Below are 11,407 nucleotides of genomic sequence, written 5' to 3'. Positions count from 1 at the left end.
TAAGAGAAAAAACGATGAAACAGATTCTCCCAACAACCGGTTCAGTGTTGTCCATGGCTGTCGTCTCGAGTTTCTCCACCGGCACGATGGCCGCCGAGAGTGGTTTTATCGAAGACACCACGGCCACCTTGCAAGCGCGCAATTACTACTTCAGCCGGGACTATTCCGACATCGTCGGGGCCAATCAACAATCGAAGGCCGAGGAATGGGCGCAGGGATTCATTCTCAACGTCAAATCCGGTTATACCCAGGGCACCGTCGGCTTCGGCGTGGATGTCATCGGCCTGCTCGGCCTCAAGCTCGACAGCAGCCCGGACCGGGTCAATACCGGTTTGCTGCCGGTGCAGGATGACGGGCGTGCGGCGAACGATTACAGCCGCCTGGAGGGCGCCTTGAAGGTGCGCTACTCCAAAACCGAACTGAAGGCGGGTGAATTGCAACCCAACCTGCCGGTGCTGGTGTTCAGTGATATCCGGCTGCTACCGCCCAGCTATCAGGGGGCAAGTATCAGCTCCAATGAGATCAATGGCCTGACATTGCAGGCCGGCCATTTGATTTCGACCAGCCTGCGCAACGAAGCCGGTGACGAAAAGATGCAAGCCATGCTCGGCCATGTGCCGCAGCGTCAAGTCAGCAGTGACGGTTTCAACTTTGCCGGGGCCGATTACGCCTTCAACGATAAACGCAGCTCGGTCAGCGCCTGGTACGGGCAGCTGGAAGATATCTACAACCAGCGCTTCCTGGGGCTCAAGCACAGCCAGCCGACGGGCGACTGGATATTGGGGGCGAACCTCGGTTACTTCGATTCGCGCGAGGACGGCAAGAAATTGCTGGGCAATATCGACAACCAGGCATTCTTTTCGCTGCTGTCGGCCAAGCGCGGCGGTCACACTTTTTATGTCGGCTATCAGGGCATGTTCGGAGACAGTGCCTTCCCGCGGGTATTTGCCAACATTTCGCCCTTGGGCAACGAAGTACCGACCTACGAGTTTGCCTCCACCGACGAGCGCTCCTGGCAGGCGCGTTATGACTATGACTTTGCGGCCCTGGGAGTACCGGGGTTGACCAGCACCCTGCGCTACATCAGCGGCAACAATGTCGATACCGGCAAGGGCTATGAGGGAAAGGATCGTGAGCGTGACCTGGACATCGGCTATGTGCTGCAGAGCGGCAGCCTCAAGGGCCTCGGTATCCGTGTGCGCAATGCAATGGCGCGTTCCAACTACCGCAGTGATATCGATGAAAACCGCTTGATCCTGAGTTACACCTGGACGCTGCTTTAATTGCCATGGCGGATCACAGGCTGCTGGTGCAATCACCGATGACGTTGTACGTCACGCGGCGGGTCTGGCCCTGATGATCGACATAGACCATGGTCGCTGGTACAACCCCGCACGCGGTCGCGGTGTCTGACACCGAAACCACCTTGGCGATATCCAGCGGCTGCGCCGGGTTGTACAGGACAGCGAGGGGCTCGTTTTCAGCGGCCATGGCCGAGGTGGCGACGAGGGTCAGAATCAGGCTGATCAAGGTTTTCATTATGGCGAGCTCCATGTGGATTCGATGGGTAAAGTCTAGTCTTTGCCACCGCTGGATAAAGGGGCGAACGCCTGATACAGCCTTACATGAAACGTAACAGTCACCCAGCCTGGAGGGCTCATGGATTTGCTTAACAACTTGCGCGTGTTCGTCCGTGTCGTCGACTGCGCAAGTTTCACCGCCGCCGCCGATGCGTTGGAGTTGTCCACCGCGCAAGTCTCGCGCCTGGTCGCGGACTTGGAGCAGCACGTGCAAGCCCGCCTGCTGCAGCGCACCACACGGCGCTTGAGCCTGACCGAGGCCGGCGAGCGATTCCTGCTGCGCAGTCGTCTGATACTTGAGGAAATGGAGGAGGCGACCGCAGAGGCTCGCGGTGCGCATCTCAAGCCAAGCGGTCGGTTGCGGGTGCATAGCATGAACGGCCTGGGGGTGCTGATCACGCCGCTGATTGCTCGCTACAGCGAGCTTTATCCCGATGTGGTGTTCGAGCTGACCCTGTCGCAGCGCAATCCCGATCCGTTGGAGGAAGGGCACGACGTGGTGATTTCGACTGCCCACGAACTGGCCGATTCGCAATTGGTCGCCCAGGCCGTCGGGCAGTTCTACAGCGTGCCCTGTGCTTCCCCGCAATACCTGCAACGCCGGGGTGTGCCGGACCATCCGCGGGTGCTGGACGATCATCAGTGCTTGCGCATGCTCGACCCGTTGTACAGCGATCAGTGGGTGTTTCAGGACGAGGAGGGCGAGCATGCGGTCAGCCCGTCCAGGACTTTTCAGTGCAATGTTGCCGAGTCGATGGTCAAGGCTTCGGAAGCCGGCATGGGCATCAGCCTGATTCCGTTCTACACCGCCACGCGGCCCTTGAGCGATGGCACCTTGTTGCGTTTGCTACCGGACTATCGGCCGCGTCAACGCAATGTGTATGCGGTGTATCCGTCGCGACGCTTTCTCGATGCCAAGGTTCGTACGTGGGTGGATTTTCTCAAGGCTGAGCTGCCCAAGCTGTTCGCCGAACATGAAGCGGTGATTAACGATCCCCGGCATTGGGCATGAAGTCGAGGGGGCGGCAAAGGGCGGTGTAGACTGAAGGCCTGTTCTCTATTGGCAAGCCAAGGGAGTGTGTCCTGTCATGATCGGTGCCGAGTTGCTGTCACCTGAAACCCTCACGGTGGGGTGGCTGATCTATGTGCCGGTGCTGATCTGGGCCGTTGCGCGAGTGTCCTGGGTCGAGCTGTTCAGCGACAGCCGTCGCCAGCACTTGCTGTTCGGCACGGTGTTTGCGCTCTTTGCGTTGTGGCTGGTGCGGCGCGATTTCGATACCGGCGTGTCTTATCACTTCATCGGCATGACCGCGGTGACGCTGTTGCTCGACTGGCCGCTGGCGATCGTCGGTGGATTGGTGGCGCAGACGGGACTGGTGCTGCTGGGCCGTCAGGACCTTGTGGCCATGGGGGTCAATGGCGCGCTGTTTATTTTATTGCCAGTGTTGATCACCGAATGCTGTGCGATTCTGGTGGAGCGCGCGCAGCCCAGAAATCCCTTCGTGTACATCTTCGTTTCCGGTTTTTTCGCCGCAGCCCTTACAGCGTTGCTGTGCCTGGTGCTATCGCTGACATTGTTGTGGTACGACGAGCGTTTTGCCATGCCTTACTGGCTCGAAGACTTCATCGGCTACCTGTGGCTGCTCATTTTTCCGGAGGCGTTCATCAACGGCATGGTGGTCAGCGCGCTGGTGGTGTTCTCACCCGAGTGGCTCGAAACTTTCAATCGCACGCGCTACCTCTCGGCGCCCTGGAAGGACGACGATCCCAAGTCTTGAGTCCTTTCAAATCCGCCGTTTCAATCGATCAATTGATCAATCAGAACCACGTTGGAATAGATCAGGCTGCCATCGCTCGCCCGGTGTCCGACCAGATGGAACTGACCACGCTCGTAGTGCAAATACACGCGCATCTGACAGTCGGACAAGGGGCCGTAACCCTCTGGCAAGACCAGGTTCAATGTGTCCATGTCGACATCGACCATGACTTCTTTCAACCCAGGGGTCTTCTGCAAGCGTTCTTCCGCTTCCTCCAGCCGTAGATGAAGAGGGCCGTCGACGTAAAAACGTATCTCACCTATTGGTTCGGATTTTTGGTCGGCGCTGGGTTTCCACCTGCCTTCGAGCGTCAGGTCACTCATGACGAATCCTCCATCGGGGCTGCTGGACTGCAATTGAGTATAGCCGCCAACCGGGTTTCGCTTGCCGACCTATACTTTGCAATGACTTTACCACCACGGGTGGTAGTTGCCTGTCGTGCCTGGACGTCAGTGGCGATGCTTGCGCATAACCAACGAACAACAGGAATAGGATGAAGAGAAATGGCGATAGCAATTATCTTGATTCTAATCGTTATTGCCTCAGTGCTCTTTCATGTACTAGCGCCTTGGCATGCAGCACCGCCCGCTTCCAACTGGGGATCAATAGACACCACACTGTTCATTACTTTGATCATTAGCGGAATATTTTTCATCGCCATTACGGTGTTCATGGCAGTCGCCATAATGCGGTATCGCCATAAGGAAGGCGCCAGGGCGCACTACCAGCCGGAAAGTAAAAAGTTGGAGTTCTGGTTGATTGTAGTGACCTCGATCGGTATCGCCGCCATGTTGGCGCCAGGCCTGGTTGTCTACAACGAGTTCATCCGGGTGCCGAAAGAGGCTTATGAACTTGAAGTCGTTGCTCAACAGTGGCAGTGGACCTATCGTTTTCCCGGGCAGGATGGGAAGCTGGGTAGGTCGGATATCAAGTTTGTCGATGCCATCAATCCCCTCGGCATTGATCCCAAGGACCCTGCCGGACAGGACGATATACTTATAAAAAATAATGAAATCCGATTGCCGCTGAATAGGCCGGTAAAAGTTTTACTTCGTTCTAAAGATGTGTTGCATGATTTCTATATCCCGCAAATTCGCAGCAAGATGGATATGGTGCCAGGGATGGTGTCTTACTTCTGGTTTACTCCAACTAAAACCGGCAAATATGAGGTCCTGTGCGCTGAGTTTTGTGGCGTAGGCCATTACAACATGCGCGGCCAGATGATCGTGGAGGAGCAGGGCGCCTTTGATCAATGGCTGAGCGGCCAACCGACCTTTGCGCAGACCTTGGTGAGCACTGCGAAACCAGGTCAGGACAGCGTGCTGGAAAAAGGTCGCCAGTTGGTCGAACAATACGGCTGCAGTGCCTGCCATAGCCAGGATGGCAGTACCCGTCTTGGTCCGACCTGGAAGGGGCTGTACGGTCGCACTGAACAGTTTGCCGACGGCAGCAGTGCGCTGGTCGATGAGGCTTACCTGAAAGAGTCGATTCTCAAGCCGCAGGCCCGTCTGGTGCAGGGCTACCCGCCGGTGATGGTGGCCTATACTCTCAATGACGATGAGCTGACGGCTGTCGTCGCCCTGATCAAATCACTGGGCGGCGCGCAGCAGGAACCTTCTGCCAGCGAAAAGCTGGACAGGGGGGACGACTTGGCGACTCAGGGGCAGCGGCTATCCGAGTCGCTCGGCTGTCTGGCCTGCCACAGCGTCGATGGCAGCAAGGGTGTCGGCCCCAGCTGGCAGGGCCTGTATGACTCGACAGTGACGCTTGCCGACGGATCGAGTATCAAGGTCGACGAGGGTTATCTAAAGGATTCGATCCTCAATCCCGGCGCCAGGATCGTCAAAGGCTATGCCGCCGTCATGCCGGCCTTTACGCCGACTGATCAGGAGTTGAACGCACTGATCGCCCTTATCAAATCCAAAGCCAATGCCGATGCGAGCAAGGCGCAACCAGGGAAGTAGCCGTAAACAGCCAGGAATGCACTGAAACTTCGACAGGAGGATGACGTGATGGCTTATGCGGAGCAAGCCGAAACAGAAGCACTGCACGAACCCAAGAGTTTCCTGACCAAATACATCTGGAGTCAGGACCACAAGGTCATCGCCGTCCAGTATTCCTTGACGGCGCTGTTCGTGGGGCTTATCGCCGTGGTGTTGTCCGGCTTGATGCGCATGCAGATAGGCTTCCCCGGCAGTTTGGCGTTCATGGATGCCAGTACTTACTATCAGGCGATGACCATGCACGGCATGATCATGGTCATTTACTTGCTGACGGCCTTGTTTCTGGGGGGCTTCGGTAACTATCTGATCCCGTTGATGGTGGGCGCCCGCGACATGGTCTTCCCCTACGTCAACATGCTCAGTTACTGGTTCTACCTGTTGGCGGTAGTGGTGTTGCTTTCCAGTTTCTTTGTCCCGGGCGGCGCCACCGGTTCGGGCTGGACGCTTTATCCGCCGCAGTCGATCAGCCAGGGCACACCTGGGTTCGAGTGGGGCATCGTGCTGATGCTCATCTCATTGGCGATCTTTATTGTCGCCGCCACCATGGGTGGATTGAACTATGTCACCACGGTGTTGCAGGCGCGCACGCACGGTATGACGTTGTTTCGCATGCCGCTTTCGGTGTGGGGCATCTTCATGGCCTCGATCATGGCCTTGCTGGCGTTCCCGGCGTTGTTTGTCAGTGCGGTCATGATGCTGTTCGACAAACTCCTGGGCACCAGTTTCTTCATGCCGGCGATGGTCTCGCTGGGGCAGCAACTCGATCACCAGGGCGGCAGCCCGATATTGTTCCAGCACCTGTTCTGGTTCTTCGGCCATCCGGAGGTCTACATCGTTGCGCTCCCCGCGTTTGGCCTGGTCTCCGACCTGATCAGCACCCATGCGCGTAAAAATATCTTCGGTTATCGAATGATGGTGTGGGCCATCATTGCGATCGGCGTACTCAGCTTTGTGGTCTGGGCGCACCATATGTATGTCAGCGGCATGAACCCCTACTTTGGCTTTTTCTTCGCCGTCACCACCTTGATCATCGCCGTGCCGACGGCACTGAAAGTCTACAATTGGGTACTGACCCTGTGGCGGGGCGACATCCATCTCACCGTACCGATGCTATTTGCCCTGGCCTTTATCGTCACCTTCCTGGTCGGCGGCCTGACCGGATTGTTCCTGGGTAATGTGATCGTCGATATTCCGCTCTCGGACACCTATTTCGTCGTCGCCCACTTCCATATGGTCATGGGGGTCGCACCGGTGTTGGTGGTGTTCGGCGGCATTTACCATTGGTTCCCGAAAGTCACCGGGCGCATGTTTAACGACACCTTGGGCAAGTTGCATTTCTGGATAACTTTTCTGGGCACCTACGCGATCTTTTTCCCTATGCACTATCTGGGCTTCCAGGGGATGCCGCGCCGCTACTACGCCTATGACAACTACGCGTTCATTCCACAGTCGGCGCACGAGTTGAATGCCTTCATTACGGTGGTTGCATTGACCGTCGGTGTTTCCCAACTGCTGTTCGTGTTCAACATGGCCTGGAGTGTATTCAAGGGTAAACCCGCAGGCAGTAACCCCTGGGGCGCGGCCAGTCTGGAATGGCAAACACCGGACACACCGCCGGTACACGGTAACTGGGGCGAGAAACTGCCAGTCGTGCATCGTTGGCCCTATGACTACAGTGTGCCAGGGATAGACCAGGATTTCGTGCCGCAAACGGTCTCCGCCGAGGAACTGGAGCAAATGCGGCAACGCAGCGAGGGCACCAGGATAGCGGACGTCAAGACATGAACAGACTGCTATTGAGAAATGCCGATGGCGCTGACCCCGGCGGCAGTTGGAATCGCGATCCTGAAGGTATTCAGGCCGGCGAGGGTGCCGATAGAAGCCACGTTGCAAAAACCGGCCTGCGCCTGTTTCTGGCAGTAGTGAGCTCGCTGTTCTTTCTCTTCCTGCTCGCCTTTATCGCCCGCTCGCAAATGGCCGACTGGCTACCCCTGACAGAGCCCATGGCGCCGTTGGCCAATCCTTGGCAATTGTGGGTGAATTCGGCTTTTCTGGTATTGAGTTGCATCTCTCTGCAGTGGTCGCGCATGGCCGCCCGCCGGGCTCGAATGGACGCAACGGTCATTGCTTTTGTAGTAGGGGGAGGATTTGCCATTGCCTTTCTGGCGGGGCAACTCTGGGTCTGGCAGCAGTTCGTCGCCTGGGGCTACTTTGTCGCCAGTAACCCAGCCAACAGTTTTTTCTACCTGCTGACTGGCGTGCACGGCCTCCACCTGTTGGGCGGGTTGGTGGCCTGGGGCAGGACCGTCGGCAAGTTCCTGCGTCAGGTGCCGTTGCCGCAACTCAGCGCCAGCGTAGAGCTCTGTGCCATCTATTGGCACTACCTATTGGGTCTTTGGTTCGTGCTGTTCGCGCTACTGACCAGCACGCCGCAAACCTATGAAACCATCGCCAGACTCTGCGGCCTGAGGTGAAAAACCATGGCAGCGCATCCACAAGCCCCAGTCGAGTCGGATCCAACAAGCCCGTTGCCTGCACCGGGATGGCAGGGCATCGCCAGCGACTGGGCCTCGGATAAAGACGCCTTCAAACAGGTCCCCTGGGGCAAGGCGATGATGTGGATATTCCTGCTGAGCGACACGTTCATATTCACCTGTTTCTTGACCGGCTACATGTCGGTACGCATGACCATCACCGACGCCTGGCCCAATCCCAGTGAAGTGTTTGCATTGACGATCGGCGGTAGGGAAATCCCGCTTATCCTGATCGCCATCATGACTTTTGTGCTGATCAGTAGCAGCGGCACCATGGCCATGGCCGTCAATTTCGCCTATCGCCGTGATCGCGTGAAAACCACGGCCCTGATGCTGGCGACCGCTGCCTTGGGGGTGACCTTCGTCGGCATGCAGGCCTTTGAATGGAGCAAGCTCATCGCAGAAGGGGTGCGCCCTTGGGGAAACCCCATGGGGGCGGCTCAATTTGGTGCCAGCTTTTTCATGATTACCGGTTTTCACGGACTGCATGTATCCATCGGCGCCATCTACCTCAGCATTGTGGCGATGAAGGTATGGCGGGGAGATTATGAGCGCTCCGGCAACTATCAGAATGTCGAGATAGCCGGGCTTTATTGGCACTTCGTGGATTTGGTGTGGGTGTTTATTTTTGCTTTCTTCTATTTATGGTAGAGGAGCGCGGATGATGGCGCATGCTCAAGGTCAGCAACATCCAATCAGTTTGTACCTGAAAATTTGGGGGCTGTTATTTGTCCTCAGCACACTCTCGTACCTTGTCGACTATTTCCATTTTCACGGCTATCTCAGGTGGGCCCTGATTATTACGTTCATGTTGTTGAAGGCAGGCTTGATCGTCTCCATCTTCATGCACATGGCTTGGGAACGGTTGGCACTGGTCTACGCCATATTGGTGCCACCGTTGTGTCTGCTGGTGCTCGTCGGACTGATGGCCACCGAGGCGGATTATATTTTCCTCAGTCGGGTCATCTTCTTTGGCCAATAAGCGGCCATCAGTCTTCGGCAGTTAACCTGATATCACTCGCTTGAACTGATGCCATTTGTGCTGCCAGGCTACTGTCCAGTGGGGTGCTGCCGCTCCCGTGCCAGCGATTTCCAGCATGGGATGATGTCCGATGACCTGGTCCAGTACCGTTTCCTGATTCGGCTCAACATCCACGAAGAAGATGTGCTTGCCCTCATGCACCGCCTGCTTGAAATTGCGGAAGTGAGAGTTCGGCACCTGGAATCCAAAGAAGCCGCCTTCCCAGATGCAGAAGCCCAAAACAACCACGGCAAGGAAGACGAAGGGTGTCCAGCCTGCGGCGGATTCGGTCCAGCCCATCCAATAGGCGCCACCCAGGACCACTGCTGCGAGTGGGATACCGACCACCGCACCAATCTCACCAGAGTGAACGGCGTCCTGTTCCATTAACGAGCTGATTTCGTGGAGGTGATGTTGTTCAACATCAGCAACCTGTTCACTGAGCACATGAATTTGTTCGGAATTGATGCCGCTGGCTTCCAGCTCATTTTCAACGGCTTCAAGATCGTCGAGATTGTCACTGATGTAATAGTGTCGATTCATGCCACACCTCCCATCTCGTGTTGGCGGTGAACCTCCTTTGTCCTGCAGCCAATAACCGAGATTTTGCCGTCGGTAACGGTACCCGTGGGGAACGTTGCACATTCATGCAATTCGAGAGAAGTATAGCATTCGCTAATAAGCCGGATTTCGGGGCGCAAGCTCTAAAAGTCAAGGCCTGGCTCACTCCCTGGCACAGGCCAGGCCCCTGATGATCCGGATCAGTGGCGCGGGTCGAAATCGCCGCTGAACATTTCGTCCTCGGCATCCGGGGCCACTGGAATCTTGTGCTCTTCCGACGCCCAGGCGCCCAGGTCGATCAGCTTGCACCGGTCCGAGCAGAACGGCCGGAATTTGCTCTCGGGGCTCCATTCGACAGGGGCACCACAGGTTGGGCATTCGACGGTTGAAATCTGGCTCATGACTGGCCTCCACGCAAAGTAAGGTAAAAGTGATGCAGGCGTTCGACCTCGCTGTGCAGCCAGGCGAGGTCGCGGTCGTTGACCACTACGTCGTCGGCATGGCTTAGGCGCTCCTGACGGCTGGACTGGGCCTTGAGGATCGCCTGGACCTGCTGTTCGCTGGTCTGGTCACGCCGCAGGGTGCGTTCGATCTGCAGCTGTTCGGGGGCATCGATCACCAGGACCCGTTGGGTCATGGCGTACTGGCCGGATTCAATCAGCAGTGGCGAAACCAGGATCGCGTAAGGTGATTTTGCCAGCGCCAGGTGATGGGCAATCTCTTCGGCGATCAGCGGATGCAGCAAGGCTTCCAGCCAGAGGCGTTGCTCCGGTACTTCGAAGATCAGTTTACGCAACGCGGCGCGGTCCAGTTGCCTATCGGCTTGCAACACCCCCGGACCGAAGTGTTCGGCAATCTTTGCCAGCGCCGGCCGACCGGGTTCCACCACCCAGCGAGCGGCATGATCGGCATCGACCGCATGCACGCCCAGGTCGATGAAATGTTGGGCCGCCGCACTTTTGCCGCTGCCAATGCCGCCGGTCAAGCCGAGAATCCAGGGTTTTTCCACAGGGTTATTCATTTCAGACCGACAAACTGCCAATAGAAGGCGGTTATTTGACCACCCCAGAGCAAGGCAATCCAGCCGGCAATGGCCAGATAGGGGCCAAAAGGGATAGGCGTCGCTGTTTGTGCCTTGCGAAGGCGCAGGTAAATCGCGCCGATGATCGCACCCGCCAGGGATGACAAGACGATCGTCAGCGGCAGGATCTGCCAACCGCCCCAGGCGCCAAACATCGCCAGCAGCTTGAAATCCCCATGCCCCATGCCGTCCTTGCCGGTGATCAGCTTGAACACCCAGAACACCGTCCACAGCGCCATGTAGCCGGCAATTGCACCCCATAACGCTTCAGGCAATGGGACGAACAGATCGAGGCTGTTGACGATCAGCCCCAGCCACATCAGCGGTAGCACCAGTACATCGGGCAATAGTTGATGCTCGGCGTCGATCAGGCTCATGGCCAGCAAGCCCCAGGTCAGGAGCATTGCCATGCCGGCTTGCCAGCCGAAGCCGAAGTGCCAGGCAATGAACGCCGACAGGAGGGCGCAGGCCAGCTCAGTCAATGGATAGCGTTTGCTGATCGGCGTTGCGCAGGCGGAACAGCGCCCGCGCAGGAACATGAAGCTGAACACTGGAATGTTTTCCCAGGCGCGAATCCGGTGGCCGCAATGTGGGCACTGGGAATGCGGCAGCATCAAATTGAAAGTCGGCAGCGACGTTTCGCCGGGCAGCCCGAGGATCTCATGGGCCTGCACGCGCCACTCGCGCTCAAGCATCTTCGGCAGGCGCCACACCAGTACGTTGAGGAAGCTGCCGACCAGCAGGCCGACCACCCCGGCGATGACGACGAAAGCCAGTGGGTAGTGGGTAAGCATATCGTTCAAGGGCATG

14 protein-coding genes are annotated in these 11,407 nt (G+C 57.3%); 8 read left to right on the top strand and 6 right to left on the bottom strand.

Features of this window, described 5'->3' with window-relative positions:
• Positions 1–14 precede the first annotated feature (14 nt).
• On the top strand, positions 15–1,283 hold the full coding sequence (locus PG5_RS18350; RefSeq protein WP_020798618.1) for an OprD family porin: 1,269 nt from the start codon (positions 15–17) through the stop codon (positions 1,281–1,283).
• Positions 1,284–1,296: 13 nt separating this feature from the next.
• Here PG5_RS18350 and PG5_RS18345 read toward each other — a convergent pair whose 3' ends face one another.
• On the bottom strand, positions 1,297–1,539 hold the full coding sequence (locus tag PG5_RS18345; protein ID WP_020798617.1) for a DUF2790 domain-containing protein: 243 nt from the start codon (positions 1,537–1,539) through the stop codon (positions 1,297–1,299).
• 120 nt (positions 1,540–1,659) lie between these two features.
• Here PG5_RS18345 and PG5_RS18340 point away from each other — a divergent pair, with 120 nt between their 5' ends.
• Entirely contained in the window at positions 1,660–2,592 is a 933-nt protein-coding gene (locus PG5_RS18340) for a LysR family transcriptional regulator (RefSeq protein ID WP_020798616.1), read from the top strand.
• Positions 2,593–2,668: 76 nt separating this feature from the next.
• Positions 2,669–3,358: an energy-coupling factor ABC transporter permease gene (locus PG5_RS18335; RefSeq protein ID WP_020798615.1), complete on the top strand. Its 690-nt coding sequence runs from the start codon at positions 2,669–2,671 to the stop codon at positions 3,356–3,358.
• 20 nt (positions 3,359–3,378) lie between these two features.
• On the opposite strand, the gene PG5_RS18330 is transcribed toward PG5_RS18335, so the two are convergent.
• A complete protein-coding gene (locus PG5_RS18330; protein ID WP_020798614.1) occupies positions 3,379–3,720 on the bottom strand; it encodes a hypothetical protein in 342 nt (113 codons plus the stop codon).
• A gap of 180 nt (positions 3,721–3,900) precedes the next feature.
• Between PG5_RS18330 and PG5_RS18325 the strand changes: the two genes are divergently transcribed.
• Genes PG5_RS18325 through PG5_RS18305 form a run of 5 tightly spaced genes read left to right on the top strand, consistent with a single transcriptional unit; the run spans position 3,901 to position 8,916 of the window.
• A complete protein-coding gene (locus PG5_RS18325) occupies positions 3,901–5,361 on the top strand; it encodes a cytochrome c oxidase subunit II (protein ID WP_042955495.1) in 1,461 nt (486 codons plus the stop codon).
• Between the two features lie 48 nt (positions 5,362–5,409).
• Positions 5,410–7,185 (top strand): cytochrome c oxidase subunit I, encoded by a 1,776-nt coding sequence (ctaD, locus tag PG5_RS18320; protein ID WP_020798611.1) that lies wholly within the window; start codon positions 5,410–5,412, stop codon positions 7,183–7,185.
• Positions 7,182–7,874, top strand: coding sequence for a cytochrome c oxidase subunit 3 (locus PG5_RS18315; RefSeq protein ID WP_020798610.1), 693 nt, complete (start codon positions 7,182–7,184; stop codon positions 7,872–7,874). Before ctaD ends, PG5_RS18315 begins: the two co-directional genes overlap by 4 nt.
• 6 nt (positions 7,875–7,880) lie before the next feature.
• Positions 7,881–8,585 carry a heme-copper oxidase subunit III family protein gene (locus tag PG5_RS18310; protein WP_020798609.1) on the top strand — a complete coding sequence of 235 codons (705 nt, stop codon included), beginning with the start codon at positions 7,881–7,883 and terminating at the stop codon, positions 8,583–8,585.
• Between the two features lie 13 nt (positions 8,586–8,598).
• Positions 8,599–8,916, top strand: a complete 318-nt coding sequence (locus tag PG5_RS18305; protein WP_033039536.1) for a cytochrome C oxidase subunit IV family protein — start codon at positions 8,599–8,601, stop codon at positions 8,914–8,916.
• Between the two features lie 21 nt (positions 8,917–8,937).
• Here PG5_RS18305 and PG5_RS18300 read toward each other — a convergent pair whose 3' ends face one another.
• From PG5_RS18300 to PG5_RS18285, 4 genes are all read right to left on the bottom strand, one after another.
• Positions 8,938–9,498 carry a hypothetical protein gene (locus tag PG5_RS18300; protein WP_020798607.1) on the bottom strand — a complete coding sequence of 187 codons (561 nt, stop codon included), beginning with the start codon at positions 9,496–9,498 and terminating at the stop codon, positions 8,938–8,940.
• A gap of 218 nt (positions 9,499–9,716) precedes the next feature.
• Complete coding sequence (gene yacG, locus PG5_RS18295; RefSeq protein WP_020798606.1) at positions 9,717–9,917, bottom strand: DNA gyrase inhibitor YacG; 201 nt, start codon at positions 9,915–9,917, stop codon at positions 9,717–9,719.
• Positions 9,914–10,537 (bottom strand): dephospho-CoA kinase, encoded by a 624-nt coding sequence (gene coaE, locus PG5_RS18290; protein WP_042955494.1) that lies wholly within the window; start codon positions 10,535–10,537, stop codon positions 9,914–9,916. Before coaE ends, yacG begins: the two co-directional genes overlap by 4 nt.
• Positions 10,534–11,406, bottom strand: coding sequence for an A24 family peptidase (locus tag PG5_RS18285; RefSeq protein WP_020798604.1), 873 nt, complete (start codon positions 11,404–11,406; stop codon positions 10,534–10,536). Before PG5_RS18285 ends, coaE begins: the two co-directional genes overlap by 4 nt.
• Between the last annotated feature and the right edge of the window lies 1 nt (position 11,407).

Source organism: Pseudomonas sp. G5(2012) (genome assembly GCF_000408945.1).
Classification (GTDB): domain Bacteria; phylum Pseudomonadota; class Gammaproteobacteria; order Pseudomonadales; family Pseudomonadaceae; genus Aquipseudomonas; species Aquipseudomonas umsongensis.
The sequence above is the reverse complement of the archived record's forward strand: the minus strand, read 5'-3'. Positions and strand labels throughout refer to the sequence as shown.